The following is an 18,577-nucleotide window of genomic DNA, read 5'->3' as shown; positions in this document are numbered from 1 at the left end:
GACACGCGGGGGCGTCCACTGATGTGCGTGCGGCTCCTGCGCGGGCGGCGTCCCCGGCCTTGCGCCGCACCGGACGCGGGCCGGGGCGCCGCCTCTGTCGGCGCCCCCGGCCCGGGAAGGTCAGGGCATGAGCTGGTATTCCCGGAAGTTCCCCGGCAGCCTCTCCCCCGCCGGTCCCCGGGTGACCGCCCGTACCAGCAGCTCGCCGCCGACGAACGCTCCGCGCCACGACGCGCCGAAGCCGCCGAAGAGCTCGTCGCGGTCACCGCGGGAGCGGGGCGCGCCGTGGCCGACCTTGAAGGCGCGGATCTGGGGGGCCAGCCGGTCGTAGGTGGTGCGGTCGTCCGTGGAGAGCGTGGCGACGAGCGCGCCGTTGGAGGCGTTCATGGCGGCGAGCAGCTCCGCCTCCGTGTCGACGAGGACGATGGTGTCGACCGGGCCGAACGGTTCCGCGTGGTACAGCGGGGAGGACGGCGGCGGGTTGAGCAGCGTGACCGGCTGGACGTACGCCGAGGTGTCCTGGCCGGGCAGGAAGCGGGCGTCCGCGAGGCTCCCCCGGTACAGCGGGACGGCGCCCCGGTCGACGGCCTCGGCGACCTGGTCGTGCAGTTCCTTGGCCTTGGCCGCGTTGATGACCGGCCCGAAGTCGAGCCGCGGGTAGGGGTCGTCGCGCTTTTCGACGGCGAGCGGGTGTCCGACGGTCAGTGTGCGCACCGCCGGGAGGTACGCCGCGAGGAACGCGTCGAACAGCTCACGCTGGACGACGAAGCGCGGGTACGCCGTGCAGCGCTGCTTGCCGTAGTCGAAGAGCTTGGGAACGACCGCCGTGAGCGTGTCCCAGTCGGAGTAGTGCCAGATGCCCCAGGTGTTGAGTCCTTCCTGTTCGAGGATGTGCCGTTTGCCGAGGTCGGCGACGGCCGTGGCCACCGCGGCTCCGGTGTCGCGGCCGCCGACGAAGGAGACGCAGCCGATCTCGGGCGCCCGCACCAGCACTTCCGACAGCTCGCCCCCGCTGCCGCTGACGAGGGTGACCGGGACGCCCTCGCGTGCGGCCAGCGCGCAGGCCAGGGTCAGACAGGCGACGCCGCCGTCGGTCGGGGCCTTGGCGATGACCGCGTTGCCCGCGAGGGCCTGGACCAGTACCGCGTGAACGAGCACGCTCATCGGGTAGTTCCAGCTCGCGATGTTGGACACCGGGCCGTCCAGCGGGGACCGCCCGGCGGCCATCTCCTCGATGCCGTCGACGTACCAGCGCACGCCGTCCACGGCCCGGTCGACGTCGGCCTGCGCCGACCGCCAGGGCTTGCCGATCTCCCAGACGAGCAGCAGTGCGAGGAGTTCGCGGTGTGCGGCGAGGGCGTCGAGGGTGGCCGCCACGCGGGCGCGGCGTTCGTCCAGCGGGACGTGCCGCCAGGCGCGGTGCTGGTCGAGCGAGGCGCGGACCGCCTGGTGGGCGGTGGCCCGGTCCAGGCGGGGCGGGCCGGCGACGGGGCTGCCGTCGACCGGGCTGGTGGCGGGCAGGGCCCGGCCGTCCGCGTGCCAGGCGCCGTTCCAGAGGTTGAGGACCCGGTCGTCACGGAAGGCCTCGGGTGCGGCGGCGAGACAGCGGCGCCAGGCGTCGGACCAGGAGGTGCCTGATTTGAGGGTGAGGGTGGTGGCCATCGGGTTGCTCCGCTCTCGGTGCACGGTCGGGGGCGGTCGGTCATGGCTGCAAGGTCATGCTGTGAGGGGCCGGTCGGACATGGCTGTGAGGGTCCGGTCGGACGGGGCTGCCGCGGTTGCCGGGCGGCGGCGGTGGTCGTGGTGGTGGTTCTCTGACTGCGGCCGTGTGGCTGCTCCGGCCATGGTCCTGTCGCTCTCGCCCTGGCCCTGTGGCTCCGGCTCTGGCTCCGGCTCCGGCTCCGGCTCCGGCTCCGGGAGTTTGGGCAGGCTGCGGGAACGGTCGGGCAAGGATGCGGCGGGCTCGGCCGGGCACGGGTGCGGGATCGGCTGGGCAGTGTTGCCGAGGCGGTCGGGCCGGGCTCCCCGGGCCGCCGGGGCGACCGGGGCGGCCTGGCATCCCTTGGTGTGGGTAGGGAGCACCGGCGAAGAGCGCGTGCCCCCACCGGTGCCCCCACCGGTGGGGGCACCATGGCGGTGCGGACCTCACGCCCCGCTTCCGAGCAGGTCCAGCACGAGCCGCGCCGTCTCGGTCGGTGTGCTCCCCACCCGCACCCCGGCCGCCTCCAGCGCCTCCTTCTTGGCCTGCGCGGTCCCCGAGGAACCGGACACGATCGCCCCCGCGTGCCCCATGGTCCTGCCCTCGGGCGCGGTGAAGCCGGCGATGTAACCGACGACCGGCTTGGTGAGGTGGTCGCGGACGTAGGCCGCGGCCCGTTCCTCCGCGTCGCCGCCGATCTCGCCGATGAGGACGACGAGGTCGGTGTCGGGGTCGTCCTCGAAGGCGGCCAGGCAGTCGATGTGGGTGGTGCCCACGACCGGGTCGCCGCCGATGCCGACGCAGGTCGAGAAGCCGACGTCCCGCAGCTCGTACATGAGCTGGTACGTCAGGGTCCCCGACTTGGAGACCAGGCCGATACGGCCGGGTTTGGTGATGTCGGCCGGGATGATCCCGGCGTTGGACTGGCCGGGGCTGATCAGGCCGGGGCAGTTGGGTCCGACGACGCGCGTGCCGCATGCCGTGGCGTACGCGGTGAAGGCGACGGAGTCGTGGACGGGGATGCCCTCGGTGATGACGACGGCCAGGCCGATGCCGGCGTCGGCGGCCTCGGTGACGGCCGCCTTGGCGAAGGCGGGCGGGACGAAGACGACGGTGACATCGGCGCCGGTCGACCGCATACCGTCGGCGACCGACCCGAAGACCGGGACGGCCCGGTCGTCGAAGTCGACGGTGCGGCCCGCCTTGCGCGGGTTGACGCCGCCGACGACGTTCGTGCCGGCCGCGAGCATGCGCCGGGTGTGCTTCATGCCCTCGCCGCCGGTCATGCCCTGGACGAGGACCTTGCTCTCCTTGGTGAGGTGAATGGCCATGGCGTCCGGTCTCCTCAGGCTGCGGTGGCGAGTCGGGCGGCACGGCGGGCGGCGCCGTCCATGGTGGTGGCCTGCTCGACGAGCGGATGGCGGTGCTGGTCGAGGATCGCGCGTCCGCGGGCCGCGTTGTTGCCGTCGAGGCGGACGACGAGCGGCTTGGTCAGCCGTACGGTGTCCAGGGCGCGCACGATGCCCTCGGCGACCGCGTCGCAGGCGGTGATGCCGCCGAAGACGTTGACGAGGACCGACCTCACGGCGGGGTCGGACAGGATGACGGACAGGCCGTCGGCCATGATCTGGGCCGAGGCTCCCCCGCCGATGTCGAGGAAGTTGGCGGGGCGCGCTCCGCAGGCCGCGACCACGTCGAGGGTGGACATGACGAGGCCGGCGCCGTTGCCGATGACGCCGACCTCGCCATCCAGCCTGACGTAGTGAAGGCCCTTGGCCGCGGCCGCCGCCTCCAACGGGTCGCCGTCCTCGGTGGCGGCGTCGCCCCAGCGCGCCTGCCGGAAGGAGGCGTTGTCGTCGAGGGTGACCTTGCCGTCGAGGGCGACCAGGTGCCCCTGCCGGGTACGGACGAGCGGGTTGACCTCGACGAGGAGGGCGTCCTCGCGGACCAGGACCTGCCAGAGCCGTACCAGGGTGTCGACGGTCTGCGGCGGCAGGCCGGCGGCTGCGGCGATCTCGGCCGCCTTCGCCGACGTGACGCCCTCGGCCGGGGAGATGGGTACGCGGGCGACGGCATCCGGTCGGCCGGTGGCGACCTCCTCGATGTCCATGCCGCCCTCGGCGGAGGCGATCGCGAGGAAACGGCCGGCCGCTCGGTCCAGGACGTAGGAGACGTAGAACTCGCTGTCGATGTCGACGGGCTGGGCCACCATCACCGTGCCGACCGTGTGCCCCTTGATGTCCATACCGAGGATCTGGCGTGCGGTCAGTTCGGCCGCGGCCGGGTCGGCGGCGAGCTTGACGCCGCCCGCCTTGCCGCGGCCACCCGTCTTGACCTGCGCCTTGACGACGACGCGGCCACCGAGCCGACGGGCGATCTCCCGCGCCTCCTTGGGCGAGTCGGTCACCTCGGCCCTCGGCACCAAGATGCCGTGTTCCTCGAAGAGTTCCCTTGCCTGGTGTTCGTACAGGTCCATCTCGGCTCCCGTCTGCGAAGTCATCGCGAGGCCGAACTCCGATGACTGAAAGTGCCGCACGCCCCCTGGACACCACCCACCGGATGCGGGATAACGAGATTCATACAGTATTCGTCGACTGTATGCAATGTACCGCGAAAGCCTTCCAACCCCCTACGAAGGGACAGGACTTCGCCATGCCCGACGACACCCAGGACGTGATTTCCGGTGGTCATCTCGTTGCCAAGGCGCTGAAGGCCGAGGGAGTCGACCGCATCTACACCCTCTGCGGCGGCCACATCATCGACATCTACGACGGTTGCGTCGACGAGGGCATAGAAGTCGTCGACGTCCGCCACGAGCAGGTCGCCGCCCACGCCGCCGACGGCTACGCGCGCATCACCGGCAAGCCCGGCTGCGCGGTCGTCACGGCCGGCCCCGGCACCACCGACGCCGTCACCGGTGTCGCCAACGCCTTCCGCGCGGAGTCCCCGATGCTGCTGATCGGCGGCCAGGGGGCGCTCACCCAGCACAAGATGGGGTCCCTGCAGGACCTGCCGCACGTCGACATGATGGCGCCGATCACCAAGTTCTCGGCGACCGTGCCGGACACGGCGCGCGCGGCGGACATGGTGTCCATGGCGTTCCGCGAGTGCTACCACGGCGCGCCCGGGCCGTCCTTCCTGGAGATCCCGCGCGACGTCCTCGACGCCAAGGTGCCGGCGGCGAAGGCGCGCGTGCCCCGGTCCGGCGCCTACCGCGCCTCGACCCGCTCGGCCGGCGACCCCGAGGCGGTCGAGAGGCTCGCCGATCTCCTCGTGCACGCCGAGAAACCCGCGATCCTCCTGGGCAGCCAGGTGTGGACGACCCGCGGTACCGAGGCAGCTGTCGAGCTGGTCCGCACGCTGAACATCCCCGCCTACATGAACGGCGCCGGCCGCGGCACCCTGCCCCCGGGCGACCCGCACCACTTCCAGCTCTCCCGCCGCTACGCCTTCACCAACGCCGACGTCATCGTCATCGTCGGCACGCCCTTCGACTTCCGCATGGGCTACGGCAAGCGGCTGTCGCCCGACGCGACCGTCGTCCAGATCGACCTCGACTACCGCACCGTCGGCAAGAACCGCGACATCGACCTCGGCATCGTCGGCGACGCCGGCCTGGTGCTGAAGTCGGTGACCGAGGCGGCCTCCGGGCGCCTCGACGGCGGGGCGTCCAGGCGCAAGGAGTGGCTCGACGAACTGCGCGCCGCCGAACAGGGCGCGCTGGACAAGCGCCTGCCGCACCTGCGGTCGGACGCCTCACCCATCCACCCCTACCGCCTGGTCAGTGAGATCAACGACTTCCTCACCGAGGACTCGATCTACATCGGCGACGGCGGCGACATCGTCACCTTCTCCGGGCAGGTCGTGCAGCCCAAGTCGCCGGGCCACTGGATGGACCCGGGCCCGCTGGGCACCCTCGGCGTCGGCGTCCCGTTCGTGCTCGCGGCCAAGCAGGCCCGCCCCGACAAGGAGGTCGTCGCCCTCTTCGGCGACGGCGCGTTCTCCCTGACCGGCTGGGACTTCGAGACGCTCGTCCGTTACGACCTCCCCTTCGTCGGCATCGTCGGCAACAACTCCTCCATGAACCAGATCCGCTACGGCCAGGCCGCCAAGTACGGCAAGGAGCGCGAGCGGGTCGGCAACACCCTCGGGGACGTCCAGTACGACAAGTTCGCGCAGATGCTGGGCGGTCACGGCGAGGAGGTGCGCGACCCCGCCGACATCGGCCCCGCGCTGCGGCGCGCCCGCGAGTCCGGCAAGCCCTCGCTGATCAACGTCTGGGTCGACCCCGACGCGTACGCCCCCGGAACCATGAACCAGACCATGTACAAGTGAGGAGCGCTTGTCATGACCAAGGCTCTCGAAGGCATCCGCGTGCTGGACATGACGCACGTCCAGTCCGGGCCGTCGGCGACCCAACTGCTCGCCTGGCTCGGGGCGGACGTCGTCAAGCTGGAGGCGCCGTCCGGTGACATCACGCGCAAGCAGCTGCGTGACCTCCCCGACGTCGACTCCCTCTACTTCACGATGCTCAACTGCAACAAGCGGAGCATCACCCTGAACACCAAGACCGGGCGCGGCAAGGAGATCCTCACCGAGCTGATCCGGCGCTCCGACGTCATGGTCGAGAACTTCGGTCCGGGCGCGGTCGACCGGATGGGCTTCACCTGGGACCGCATCCAGGAGATCAATCCGCGGATCGTGTACGCCTCCATCAAGGGGTTCGGGGACGGCCCGTACACCAACTTCAAGGCGTACGAGGTCGTCGCGCAGGCCATGGGCGGGTCGATGTCGACCACCGGTTTCGAGGACGGACCGCCGCTGGCGACGGGGGCCCAGATCGGGGACTCGGGCACGGGCGTCCACGCCGTGGCGGGGATTCTCGCGGCGCTGTTCCAGCGCGAGACCACCGGGCGCGGTCAGCGGGTCAACGTGGCCATGCAGCACGCCGTGCTCAACCTCTGCCGGGTGAAGCTGCGCGACCAGCAGCGCCTGGCACACGGCCCGCTCGCCGAATATCCCAACGACGACTTCGGCGACGAGGTTCCCCGGTCCGGGAACGCGTCCGGCGGCGGCCAGCCCGGCTGGGCGGTCAAGTGCGCGCCGGGCGGCCCCAACGACTACGTGTACGTCATCGTGCAGCCCGTCGGCTGGCGGCCGGTCAGCGAGCTCATCGGCCGGCCCGAGCTGGCCGACGACCCCGAGTGGGCGACCCCGGAGGCCCGTCTGCCCAAGCTGAACAAGATGTTCCAGCTGATCGAGGAGTGGTCCTCCACCCTGCCCAAGTGGGAGGTGCTGGAGCGGCTCAACGCCCACAACATCCCGTGCGGGCCGATCCTGTCCACCAGGGAGATCATCGAGGACGAGTCGCTGATCGCCAACCAGATGGTGGTGCGCGTGCCGCACCCGGAGCGCGGCGAGTTCGTGACCGTCGGCAGCCCGCTCAAGCTCTCCGACTCCCCCGTCGAGGTCACCGGGTCACCGCTGCTGGGCGAGCACAACGCAGAGGTCTACGTCGGCGAACTCGGCCTCGGGGACGAGGAGCTGCGCCTGCTCAAGTCGAACGGGGTGATCTGACGTGATGGCCGAGGACCGGATACTGCGGGTGCGCGCGCTGCTCGACGCCGTGCGGGCCGAGGGGCGGACGGCGCTGACCGCGCCCGAGGGCAAGGTGGTCGCCGACGCGTACGGGATCGCCGTACCGGGTGAGGAGCTGGCGCGGGACGTCGAGGAGGCCGTGGCGTACGCGGCACGTTTCGGCGGACCCGTCGTGATGAAGATCGTCTCGCCGGACATCCTGCACAAGACCGACGCGGGCGGGGTGATCGTCGACGTGGAGGGTGCGGCGGACGTACGGGCGGCCTTCCACACGATCGTCGGCAACGCGCGCGCCTACGACGCGGCGGCGCGCGTCGAGGGCGTGCAGATCCAGGAGTTGCTGCCGAAGGGACAGGAGGTCATCGTCGGCGCGGTCACCGACCCGACCTTCGGGAAGGTGGTGGCGTTCGGGCTGGGCGGGGTGCTGGTGGAGGTGCTCAAGGACGTCACCTTCCGGCTGGCGCCCGTGGACGCCGACGAGGCGCTGTCCATGCTGGACTCGATCCGGTCGGCGGAGATCCTGCGCGGGGTGCGCGGGCAGGAGGGCGTGGACCGGTGGGCGGTCGCCGAGCAGATCCGGCGGGTGTCCCAACTGGTCGCGGACTTCCCGGAGATCGCCGAAGTCGACCTCAACCCGGTCATCGCCACTGCGCGGGGCGCGGTCGCCGCGGACATCCGCGTCATCCTGTCCGACACGCCCGTGAAGCGACGCAGGCGCTACACGCGCGCGGAGATCCTCACCTCGATGCGCCGTCTGATGCAGCCGGCGTCCGTCGCCGTGATCGGTGCCTCCAACGAGCAGGGCAAGATCGGCAACTCGGTGATGCGCAACCTCGTCGACGGCGGCTTCGCCGGGGACATCCATCCGGTGAACCCCCGCGCCGATGACATTCTGGGCCGCAAGGCGTACAAGAGTGTCACCGACGTTCCCGGTGAGGTGGATGTGGCGGTCTTCGCGATCCCCGCCAAGTTCGTGGCCTCGGCCCTGGAGGAGGTGGGACGCAAGAAGATCCCCAACGCCGTCCTCATCCCGTCGGGCTTCGCGGAGACCGGCGAGCACGAACTCCAGGCGGAGATCGTGGAGATCGCCGAGCGGCACGGCGTCCGGCTGCTCGGGCCGAACATCTACGGCTACTACTCCACCTGGCAGGACCTGTGCGCCACGTTCTGCACGCCGTACGACGTCAAGGGCTCGGTGGCGCTGACCTCGCAGTCCGGTGGCATCGGGATGGCCATCCTGGGCTTCGCACGGACCACGAGGACGGGCGTGTCGGCGATCGTGGGGCTCGGCAACAAGTCGGACCTGGACGAGGACGACCTGCTGACCTGGTTCGGCGAGGACCCCAACACCCGGTGCATCGCGATGCACCTGGAGGACCTCAAGGACGGGCGCGCCTTCGTCGAGGCGGCGCGCGAGACCGTACCGAAGAAGCCCGTCGTCGTGCTGAAGGCGGGGCGTACGGCCGCGGGTGCCAAGGCCGCCGGTTCGCACACCGGGGCGCTGGCGGGCGACGACGCCGTGTACGACGACATCCTGCGCCAGGCCGGCGTCATCCGGGCGCCCGGGCTGCACGACATGCTGGAGTACGCGCGCGCGTTGCCGGTGCTTCCCACCCCCCGGGGCGACAACGTCGTGATCATCACGGGTGCGGGCGGCAGCGGGGTGCTGCTGTCGGACGCGGTGACCGACAACGGGCTGACGCTGATGGAGATCCCGCCGGACCTCGACGCGGCGTTCCGGGAGTTCATCCCGCCGTTCGGGGCGGCGGGCAACCCGGTCGACATCACCGGGGGCGAGCCGCCGTCGACGTACGAGGCGACGATCCGGCTCGGTCTGGAGGACCCGCGGATCCACGCGCTGGTCCTCGGCTACTGGCACACCATCGTCACTCCTCCGATGGTCTTCGCGGAGCTCACCGCGCGCGTGGTGGCCGAGTTCCGCGAGCGCGGCGTCGAGAAGCCCGTGGTCGCGTCGCTCGCGGGGGACGTGGAGGTCGAGGAGGCCTGCCAGTACCTCTACGAGCGGGGTGTCGTCGCGTACCCGTACACGACCGAGAGGCCGGTGGCCGTACTCGGCGCCAAGTACCGCTGGGCGCGCGCGGCGGGCTTGTTGGGGGGCGGTTCATGAGGTGACCCGGAACGGGGCCGGCCGGCGGTGCGCGTCGGCCGGCCCCGGGACCCGTGCGCACACGAAAGGCATTGGACAGGGGGCGCTGGCCAGAACTTTCGACGCAAGGGGTGCGACACACATGACAACCACCGACTTCTCGACGTCCCTCCCCTACAGGGAGGTGACGGACCGCAACGGCCGCGTGTACCGGACCGGCGAGACCGACCGGGACATCATGGGGCGGCCACGCTGGACCATGGTGCTCTTCCCGTGGATGGGCATGCTGGGCATCAGCTCCTCGGAGTACGCGTTCACGTCGGCCGAGGACACCCTGCACGAGGCCCACCTGTGGGACAGCGGGCACATCTTCTGGCTGATGGGCGTCTGGGTCTTCTTCCAGGCCGCCGTCGCCTTCCCCGCCGGGCAGCTGCGGGAGAGCGGAAAGCTCCCCGCTCGGTACGCGATGATGCTCGGCGCGCTGGGCACGATCTGCGGGTACCTCTCGCTGGCGTTCGCGCCGCACGTGATCGTGGCCTACATCGGCTTCGGCATGTTCAGCGGCATCGGCGCCGGCCTCGTCTACGCGACCTGCGTGAACATGGTCGGCAAGTGGTATCCGGAGCGCAAGGGCGGCAAGACCGGCATGGTCAACGGCGGCTTCGCCTACGGCTCGGTGCCCTTCGTGTTCCTGTTCACCTCGTACATGGACCTGAGCAACTACCAGGGTGTCCTGGTGATGGTCGGCCTGGTCTGCTGCGCCGTCGTCGCCTTCGCCGGCTGGTTCTTCAAGGACCCGCCGAAGAACTGGTGGCCCGCGCACGTCGACCCGCTCAGGCAGACCGACGACCCCAAGATCCGCCGGGCGCTGGAGAAGAACCCGCCGGCGGTGAAGCAGTACACCCCGAAGGAGGCCGCCCGTACCCCCGTCCTGTGGATGATGTGGTTCTGTCTGCTGTGCACGGCCGGCATCAACATCTTCGGCATCGCCTTCCAGGTGCCGTTCGGCAAGGACATGGGCTTCGCGGGCGGGATCGTCGCCACGGCGATGTCACTGAAGGCGATCGTCAACGGCACCGGGCGCGGGGTGATCGGCTGGATCTCCGACAAGTTCGGCCGCCGCAACACCTTGATCATCGTGTGTCTGGTACTGGGCACCGCCCAGTTCGGGGTGCTGGTCTCCGGACAGATGGGCAGCATGCCGTTCTTCCTGTTCTGCTCCATGGTGTCCGGCTTCGGCGGTGGCGCGATCTTCCCGCTGTTCGCGGCCATGACGGCGGACTACTTCGGCGAGAACAACAACGCCTCCAACTACGGCATGGTCTACAGCTCGAAGCTGATCTCGGGTCTGGTGGGCTCCGGCATGGGCGCGGTCGTGGTCGGCGCGTGGGACTACGAGGGCGCGTTCGTCATAGCGGGCTGCATCGGGCTGGCCTCCGCGGTACTGGCCCTCTTCCTCAAGGCACCGGGCAGGCCGACGGCCCGGCGTGTCGTACCCAACCCGCAGCCGCTCGGCGAGGAGACGGCGTGACATGACGGCTGAGCCCGTCGCACCGAGCAACTCGTCGGCACAGCCCGACGCCGCGAGGCGTCCCTGCCGGTCGCACCTGGGCACCGTGTGGCTCGCCCTCCTCGGCTTCGGTGTGGCGACGGGGGCGCCGGCCCGGTCCACGCGACCCGCCGACGGCGCGCGCCCTGGCCGACGGGGTGTCGAGGGTGGCGGCGGGGATCGCGCCGCTGCCGGGGCACGACAGGGGCGGGGCCTCGGCCGCCCGGCCGCAGTCGGCCGGATGACACCGCTGTCACCCCTTCATGAGGCGGCCCTCCCGGGTCCTGGTACCGGGAGGGCCGCCTCACGCGCGTGTGTGCTCAGCACTTCTCGCGCAGCGAGTGCAGGTGCTCACTCGACCGCCGCGCGAACGTGAACGACTCGGCCGGGTTGTCGTGCTCGGCCTGCCAGTGGTGGGCCATGCGGTGCCCGCGCAGCCGGGTCACGGCGGAGATGAACCGCTGGTAGTCGATGTCCCCGTCGCCGACGTCGACCATGCGGTAGCCGAACTGGTTCGCCGGGTCGCTGACCCCGTCCTTCACGTGGAAAAGCGGGTAGCGGTGCGGCTGCCTGAGCACGTAGTCCAGCGGCTCGAACGGCGCGGGCGTCCCGTCGGGCCGCTTGGAGAAGCGGAACTGGCCCACGTACGCCCAGAAGATGTCCATCTCCAGGAACACCAGGTCGGGGTCGGTCTCGGCGAGCAGCACGTCGTAGAGGCGGACCCTGGGGTTGTCGGAGGCGAAGGAGAACTCCTCGGAGTGGTTGTGCTGGTAAAACTTCATGCCGCGTGCTCTGGCCGCCGCGCCGTAGGTGTTGAAGTCCTCGGCGGCACGCTTCCACGCGTCGACGGTGGAGCCGTAGCGGAACGGGCCGGCGGCGGTGCCGATGTGCTTCAGGCCGAGGGCCTGGGCGTCGTCGAGGACCTTGGTGAGGTTCTGGGCGAAGGTGTACGCGTTCGGGTCGTCGGAGTGGTAACCGACGTGACTGCCGATGGGGGTCAGGCCGTGGTCGCGGGCCAGCCGTTTCAACTGGGCGAGGGTGATCGGGCCCGCGGAGCCCTGACCGTATCCGGCGAACTCGACCTCGTCGTAGCCGTACCTCTCCAACTCGGCGAAGACGGGGGCGAAGCCGAGGGTGGAGACCTTGTCGCGCAGGCTGTACAGCTGGATGCCGAGCCGGCCGGGGGGCAGGACGGGACGGCCACGGCCGGTGCTGGCGGGTGCGGTGATGGGTGCGCCGGCCGCGGTGGCGGGAGACGCGGCGCCCAGCAGGGCGGCGGCGGTGGCGCCGGCGGCCACGCCGAGCATGCCTCGTCTGCTGAGGCGGTGGGTGAGTTCGGGGTCGGGCTGGGAGATGCGGCTCATGCCTGGAACTCCTCGGGGTCGGAGGGCGTTGTCAGTGGTGAGTGCTTCACTTGTGACCAGTCAGGACAGGCCGGCCAGTTCGGGCAGTACGGCCAGCCCGAAGGGGCGGCGCGGCCGGGTCCGTCAGGACAGGCCGGCCAGGTGGAGCAGGAGTGGTTTCACGTCGGTGGCCGCGACACGGTCACCGACGCAGCGGGGGGTGGAGCAGATGAGGAGTGGACCGTCGTCGTCGCTCGTGGGAAGGCGGCCGTGGCTGCCGCGAAGAGCTGACGCATCCAGGGGCACGACCGCCATGCGGTAGCGCATGCCGAGCTTCTTGCGGGCCAGGGCCGTGACCGCCTTGACCTTCACATACGGGTCGAGCGGATCCATGAACAGCTCGACCGGGTCGTAGCCGGGTTTGCGGTGGATCTCGACCAGCCGGGCGAAGTCGGGCGCGCGGGCGTCGTCGAGCCAGTAGTAGTACGTGAACCAGGCGTCCGGCTCCGCCACGGCGACGAGTTCGCCGGAGCGCGGATGGTCGAGGTGGTGCGCCTTCTTGCCCTCGTCGTCGAGGAGTTGCTCGACACCGGGCAGGGCGGCGAGCGCGGCGCGGGTGGCGGCCAGGTCCTCGGGGCGGCGCACGTAGACGTGGGCGATCTGGTGGTCGGCGACCGCGAAGGCACGGGACGCCATCGGGTCGAGGTACTCCATTCCGTCCTGCGTGTGCACCTCCAGGAGGCCGGCGTGACGCAGGGCGCGGTTGATGTCGACGGGCCGGTTCACCCGGGTGATGCCGTACTCGGACAGCACGACGACCGTACGGCCCTCGGCGCGGGCGTCGTCCAGAAGCGGTGCCAGGACCGCGTCCAGGTCGGCGGCCGCCCGTAGGGAGCGCGGGTCGTCAGGGCCGAAGCGCTGGAGGTCGTAGTCCAGGTGGGGGAGGTAGCACAGGGCCAGGTCGGGGTGACGGGTGCGCAGGATGTGGCGGGTCGCGTCGATGATCCAGCGGCTGGAGACCAGGTCCGCGCCCGGGCCCCAGAAGTGGAAGAGCGGGAACGTGCCGAACAGCTCGGTGAGTTCGTCGTGCAGTGCCGGGGGCCGGGTGTAGCAGTCGGGCTCCTTGCGGCCGTCGGCGTAGTAGACGGGACGGGGGGTGACGGTGACGTCGGTGTCGGCGCCCATGGCGTACCACCAGCAGATGTTGGCGACCGTGTAGCCCGGGTACGCCCGGCGGGCGGCGTCCCACAGCTTGTCCCCGGCCACGAGGGCGTTGTGCTGCCGCCACAGCAGGACGTCGCCGAGCTCACGGAAGTACCAGCCGTTGCCGACGATGCCGTGCTCGGAGGGGAGGGTGCCGGTGAGGAAGGTCGACTGGGCGGCGCAGGTGACGGCGGGCAGGACCGTGCCGAGCGGCGCCCGGGAGCCGGCCCGGGCGAGCGCCCCGAGGTGCGGCATGTGGTCGAGGAGACGGGGGGTGAGGCCGACCACGTCGACGACGAGCAGGGGGACGGGACGGTCCGGGGCCCCGCGGCCGGCCGGTGGCGCCGTGGTCTCGGGCCGGGGAGGGGTCATGGCAGCTCCTTGAGTCCGAGGTCGGTCAGCAGGTCGCGGGCGAGTGCCAGTTCGGCGGCGATGCCGTCGGCGAGCCGGCCGCGGCCCCGGGGCCGCAGTGCGGGAGGCAGGGCCTGCCAGGTGTAGGTCTCGACTTCGAGGTGGCGGGTGAGCGGGCGCGGGCCGCCGACGAGGCGGGTCAGCGTGGCTTTCAGTACGGCGAGCGTGGAGGTGAGGGGCGCGGCGGGGGCCGCGTGCAGCGGGACGTGGAAGTGGCACCGCCAGGGCGCGGTGTCGGGCAGGGCGTGGCCGGTCAGGGCCTCGCCCAGGTCGTCGGTGCCGTGCGGGCCGGTGGCGGTGACGGTGCGGGTCTGGTGCAGGAAACGGGGTTCGTCGAAGGCGGCGAGGGCCGCGCGGACGGCGGGGAGACGGGGGTGTTCGGCGTGCAGGGCGGCCGACAGCTGGGATTTGACGACGGGGACGCGGGCCTCGGTGAGCGCGTCCAGGGCGGTGTGCGGGTCCTCGAAGGAGGTGGCGAGGTGGCAGGTGTCGACACAGACACCGATGCGGTGGTGGCCGACGGCGGTGAGCGGGGCGAGGGCGTCGCCGGTGGTCTCGACGATGCAGCCCGGCTCCGGCTCCAGGCCGACGCGGATCGAACGGCCGGTGAGGTCCGCGAGCGCGTCCAGCCGCTCGGCGAGGGTGAGCAGGGCGCGGTGGGCGGTGTCCGCGCGTGCGGCGTTCCAGGTGGTGCGCCAGCCGAGGGGGAGGGTGGAGATGGTCCCGTCGGTGACGTCGTCGGGGAGGAGTCCGGCGAGGACACGGGCGAGTGCCGTGGTGTGGTCGAGGCGTTCGCGGTCGGCCCAGTCCGGCCGGTACACGCGGTACTTGACCTGCTCGGCGCCGAAACCCTCGTAGGGGAAGCCGTTGAGGGTGACCACCTCGAGGCCGCGCCGGTCGAGTTCGGTGCGCAGGTCACGCAGCGCGGACGGGTCGGTGTCGAGGGCGCGGGCGGCGTCCCTGGCGAGCCACAGCCCGATGCCGAGCCGGTCGCGGCCCAGTCGGCGCCGGACGGGTTCGCAGTGGTCGCGGAGTTGGGCGAGGACCCCGCCGAGGGTCTCGGCGGGGTGCACATTGGTGCAGTAGGCGAGGTGGACGGTCGTTCCGTCGGGGTGGCGGAAACGCATCGGTCACTCCCCGCCACGCAGCACGGAGTTGCCCTCATGGGTGGTCCCGGGCGCCGCCGTGACCTCGAGGTTCAGCCGGCCGCTGAGACCGTAGAAGGCGACCGGGTTGCGCCACAGGACACGGTCCACGTCGTCCTCGGTGAAGCCCTCCGCCAGCATCAGGTCGCCGACGCGGCGGGTGGTGAGGGGGTCGCTCCTGCCCCAGTCGGCGGCGGAGTTCACGAGGATCCGCTCCGGGCCGTAGGCGCGCAGGATGCCGACCATCCGGCGCTCGTCCATCTTGGTGTCCGGATACAGGGAGAAGCCCAGCCAGCACCCGCTGTCCCAGGCCTCCTTCACCGTGGTCTCGTTGAGGTGGTCGACCAGGACGCGTTCCTCGGGCAGGGCCGACTCCCGGACGACGTCCAGGGTGCGGCGCAGGCCGGCGAGCTTGTCCCGGTGCGGGGTGTGCACGAGCGCGGGCAGCCCGTGCTCCGCGGCCAGCTGCAGCTGGGCGGCGAACGCGGTGTCCTCGGCGGGGGTCATCGAGTCGTAGCCGATCTCACCGACGGCCACGACCCGGTCCTTCACGAGATACCGGGGCAGTTCGTCCAGGACCGGGACGCAGCGAGGATCGTTCGCCTCCTTGGGGTTCAGGGCGAGGGTGCAGTGGTGGGCGATGCCGTACTGGGCGGCACGGAAGGGTTCCCAGCCGAGGAGGGAGTCGAAGTAGTCGAGGAAGGTGGCGGGCGACGTGCGGGGCTGGCCGAGCCAGAAGGAGGGCTCGACGACGGCACGGACACCGGCCTCGTACAGGGCCGCGTAGTCGTCGGTGGTCCTGGAGGTCATGTGGATGTGGGGGTCGAGGATGCGCATCAGGACTCCTTGGCGTGGGGGGAGCCGGTCAGGGCCAGGACGCGGTGCAGGTCCGGGGGGACGGGACGGCCCGCGGCGGTGCGTTCGGCGGCGTAGTCGCCGAGCATGCGGGCGAGTTCCGCGTCACCGCGGGCGCGGTCCCCGAGGCCCGCCACCTCCTCGACGGGCACACCGATGAAGAGGCACTTCAGGACGGCGTGGCGCCAGGCGTGGGCGTCGAGGTGACGGGCGGCGTAGGGGCCGACGGCGGCGGCGAGGAGCCGGGTGTCGTTGGTGCGCAGGGCGTCCTCGACGAGCGGCAGGGCGTCCGGGCCGGGCACGAGGTGGGGCAGGGCCTTCAGGACGGCGCGCCGTTCGTCGGCGGTGCCCTGGAAGTACACCCGGGTGAGCGCCGCGGGGTCGGCGCGGGCGGCGTCGAGGATGAGCACCCGGGCGGCATCGGCGTACCGGCTCCCGCAGCGGCGGCCGGCCTCGGCCAGGCGAAGCTCCCACACCGAGAGGGGGCCGTGGATGCCGGGGTGTGCGGCGGCCTCCTCGAGCGCCTGGCGCAACCAGGTGCGGGCGGCGGGCGGGAGGTCGGTCTCGAGGCGGGTGCGCGGGGTGCCGGGCGGTGGCGGGGTGGGGGTGGTGTCCTGGGCTGCCGTGGCGGGGGTCGCCGCCGTGGCGTGGGGGCGGGTCATGGGGTGCTCCCTTCTGGGGTGGCGGAGGGCTCGCCGGGTGGTGCGGTCGCCGCCGCGCGGCGGAGGAACGGCAGGGAGAGGCCGGCGTGGTGAGGTCCCGCGTGGGAGTGGCGGGGCAGTTCGACGACCGTCAGGCCCTGGTAGCCGGTGGCGGACAGGGCGGCGAGGACGGGCGGGAAGTCGATCTCGCCGTCTCCGAACGGCAGGTGTTCGTGGACGCCGCGGCGCATGTCCTCGATCTGGACGTGGCGCAGCCAGGGAGCTGCGGCACGGACGCAGTCGGCGGGAGGGAGCGGTTCGAGGCACTGGCAGTGGCCGATGTCGAGGGTGAGGCCGAGGGGCTGCGGGTCACCGAGGAGGAGACGCAGGTGGTGGAAGTCGGCGAGGGTGGCGAGGAGGTGGCCCGGTTCCGGCTCGACGGCGAGAGGGATGCCCGCGGTGGCGGCGGCGTCGAGGACGGGGGTGAGGGATGCGGCGAGGCGCTGCCAGGCGGTGTCCGGGTCCGTGCCGGGCGGGAGGGTTCCGCTGAAGCAGTGCACGGCGTGCGCACCGAGGTCGCCGGCCACCCGCACCGCGCGGATCAGCAGGTCGACCCGGCGGGCCCGGTCCTCGGGGTCCGCGTCCAGGAGGGAGGGACCGTGCTTGCGACGCGGATCGAGGACGTAGCGGGCGCCGGTCTCCACGGTGACCTCCAGCCCCAGCGCGTCCAGTCGGTGCGCGACACGCCGGGTACGCGCGGCCAGGTCCGGTGCGAGTGGGTCGAGGTGCATGTGGTCGAGGGTCAGCCCGACACCGTCGTAGCCGAGGTCGGCCAGCAGGGAGAGGGCGTCGTCGAGGCGGAGGTCGGCGAGGCCGTTGGTGCCGTACCCGAAACGCGGGGCGCGGGGGGTGGCGCCGGCTTCGGGGAGCCGCGGCCTCATGTGACGCTCACCCGCCTCGCGAGTGTCCGGGCCAGTGGGGCCAGCGCGGCCGTGAGCAGCGCGGAGGCGGTGGCCGTGGACCGGGCGGTGAGGGCGGCCTGGAGGGGGATCGTGGCGCGGATGCCGGCGCCGACGGCTCGCTGGGTGAGAGGGGGTGACGGGTTGAGGGCGGCGTGGAGGTAGGGGCGGACGGTGGTCGTGGCGTAGGTGGTGGCGAGTGCCGTGGTCAGCAGCGCCGGCAGGTGGGTGTCTGGGCGGCCCGGTGACCCCTGTTGCGGTGGCAGCCCATGCGGTGGCCGGCTGTAGGGCGGTCGGTGACGTGGCCGGCGGGTCAGCAGCCACGTCAGCGCGCCTGTCGTGGCCAGGGCCGCCAGGGGGGCCACCGGTGTGCCGTCGCGGGTCTCGTGGCGGGAGACCGCCGTGACGGCGAGGGTGTGGCTGCTCAGCAGTGCCGCCGAGGGGAGGGCCGGGCGGATGCGGCCGTCGGTGGCCGCGGCACCCAGGAGGAGGTCCAGGCCGCGGGCGGCGGCCATGGCCGCCGGGCCCAGGGGTGTGTGCTTCAGCGCCAGGTCGTACGACCAGACGGTGGCGGCCAGAGGCGCGGCGACCGCCAGGGCCGGGCGGCCCGCCCGGGTGGCCAGGGCGAGCCCGGCGGCGGTGAAGGCACAGGCCGCGGTGAAGGCGGCGGTGGGCCGGACGCGGCCGGACGGGAGCGGGCGGTGGGGGCGTTCGGCGGCGTCCTCCGTGCGGTCCGCCCAGTCGTTGAGGGCCATGCCGGCCTCGTACAGGCAGAGGGAGGAAGCGATGGCGAGCAGGGTGCGGCGGTTGGGGCGGGCGGTCAGGGCGGCCGCGCCGGCGAGGGCGTCTCCGGGGACTGTGCAGAGGGCGGGGAGGCGCAGGAGTTCGGCCCAGGCGCGCAGGTGGTGGGCGCGGGTTGCGCGGGCTCCGGGCGGAGGGGTGCCGGGGCGGCGCCCCACGTCGGGGGGCTCGGCTCCGTCGGGCGGCGGCGACGGCGCGGTGCGTGGCCCGGTGGACGGCCCGGTGGACGGCCCGGTGGACGGCCCGGTCCGGACGGAGTCCGGACC

The 18,577-nt window shown here is 72.1% G+C and carries 14 protein-coding genes; 4 read left to right on the top strand and 10 right to left on the bottom strand.

Annotated elements, in window-relative coordinates; translation table 11 throughout:
- Positions 1-120: 120 nt before the first annotated feature.
- From ACIBBD_RS09765 to sucC, 3 genes are all read right to left on the bottom strand, one after another.
- Entirely contained in the window at positions 121-1,662 is a 1,542-nt protein-coding gene (locus ACIBBD_RS09765) for an aldehyde dehydrogenase family protein (protein ID WP_399418795.1), read from the bottom strand.
- Between the two features lie 483 nt (positions 1,663-2,145).
- Positions 2,146-3,030: a succinate--CoA ligase subunit alpha gene (gene sucD, locus ACIBBD_RS09760; protein ID WP_399418794.1), complete on the bottom strand. Its 885-nt coding sequence runs from the start codon at positions 3,028-3,030 to the stop codon at positions 2,146-2,148.
- A gap of 14 nt (positions 3,031-3,044) precedes the next feature.
- A complete protein-coding gene (gene sucC / locus ACIBBD_RS09755) occupies positions 3,045-4,175 on the bottom strand; it encodes an ADP-forming succinate--CoA ligase subunit beta (RefSeq protein ID WP_399419094.1) in 1,131 nt (376 codons plus the stop codon).
- Positions 4,176-4,351: 176 nt separating this feature from the next.
- Between sucC and ACIBBD_RS09750 the strand changes: the two genes are divergently transcribed.
- The 4 genes from ACIBBD_RS09750 (at position 4,352) to ACIBBD_RS09735 (ending at position 10,935) form a co-directional block, all read left to right on the top strand.
- The gene (locus tag ACIBBD_RS09750) at positions 4,352-6,034 is read left to right on the top strand and encodes a thiamine pyrophosphate-binding protein (protein ID WP_399418793.1); all 1,683 of its coding nucleotides are present in this window, start codon (positions 4,352-4,354) and stop codon (positions 6,032-6,034) included.
- 12 nt (positions 6,035-6,046) lie between these two features.
- The gene (gene frc, locus ACIBBD_RS09745) at positions 6,047-7,276 is read left to right on the top strand and encodes a formyl-CoA transferase (protein WP_399418792.1); all 1,230 of its coding nucleotides are present in this window, start codon (positions 6,047-6,049) and stop codon (positions 7,274-7,276) included.
- Between the two features lie 4 nt (positions 7,277-7,280).
- A complete protein-coding gene (locus ACIBBD_RS09740) occupies positions 7,281-9,425 on the top strand; it encodes an acetate--CoA ligase family protein (protein ID WP_399419093.1) in 2,145 nt (714 codons plus the stop codon).
- Between the two features lie 121 nt (positions 9,426-9,546).
- Positions 9,547-10,935, top strand: a complete 1,389-nt coding sequence (locus tag ACIBBD_RS09735; RefSeq protein WP_399418791.1) for an OFA family MFS transporter — start codon at positions 9,547-9,549, stop codon at positions 10,933-10,935.
- 338 nt (positions 10,936-11,273) lie between these two features.
- Here the strand turns inward: ACIBBD_RS09735 and ACIBBD_RS09730 are convergent, their stop codons facing one another.
- The 7 genes from ACIBBD_RS09730 to ACIBBD_RS09700 form a co-directional block, all read right to left on the bottom strand.
- Positions 11,274-12,317, bottom strand: coding sequence for a sugar phosphate isomerase/epimerase family protein (locus ACIBBD_RS09730; protein ID WP_399418790.1), 1,044 nt, complete (start codon positions 12,315-12,317; stop codon positions 11,274-11,276).
- Between the two features lie 123 nt (positions 12,318-12,440).
- Positions 12,441-13,871: a nucleotide pyrophosphatase/phosphodiesterase family protein gene (locus ACIBBD_RS09725; RefSeq protein ID WP_399418789.1), complete on the bottom strand. Its 1,431-nt coding sequence runs from the start codon at positions 13,869-13,871 to the stop codon at positions 12,441-12,443.
- Complete coding sequence (gene eboE, locus ACIBBD_RS09720) at positions 13,868-15,037, bottom strand: metabolite traffic protein EboE (protein WP_399418788.1); 1,170 nt, start codon at positions 15,035-15,037, stop codon at positions 13,868-13,870. The genes ACIBBD_RS09725 and eboE overlap by 4 nt, the downstream gene beginning before the upstream one ends.
- A gap of 3 nt (positions 15,038-15,040) precedes the next feature.
- A complete protein-coding gene (locus ACIBBD_RS09715) occupies positions 15,041-15,892 on the bottom strand; it encodes a TatD family hydrolase (RefSeq protein WP_399418787.1) in 852 nt (283 codons plus the stop codon).
- Entirely contained in the window at positions 15,892-16,572 is a 681-nt protein-coding gene (locus ACIBBD_RS09710; RefSeq protein ID WP_399418786.1) for an EboA domain-containing protein, read from the bottom strand. Before ACIBBD_RS09710 ends, ACIBBD_RS09715 begins: the two co-directional genes overlap by 1 nt.
- Positions 16,569-17,492, bottom strand: a complete 924-nt coding sequence (locus tag ACIBBD_RS09705) for a sugar phosphate isomerase/epimerase family protein (protein WP_399418785.1) — start codon at positions 17,490-17,492, stop codon at positions 16,569-16,571. Before ACIBBD_RS09705 ends, ACIBBD_RS09710 begins: the two co-directional genes overlap by 4 nt.
- On the bottom strand, positions 17,489-18,469 hold the full coding sequence (locus ACIBBD_RS09700) for an SCO3242 family prenyltransferase (protein WP_399418784.1): 981 nt from the start codon (positions 18,467-18,469) through the stop codon (positions 17,489-17,491). The genes ACIBBD_RS09705 and ACIBBD_RS09700 overlap by 4 nt, the downstream gene beginning before the upstream one ends.
- Between the last annotated feature and the right edge of the window lie 108 nt (positions 18,470-18,577).

Source organism: Streptomyces sp. NPDC051315 (assembly GCF_044455165.1).
GTDB lineage: Bacteria > Actinomycetota > Actinomycetes > Streptomycetales > Streptomycetaceae > Streptomyces.
Note: the sequence above shows the minus strand (reverse complement) of the source record. Positions and strands in the feature narration are given on the sequence as shown.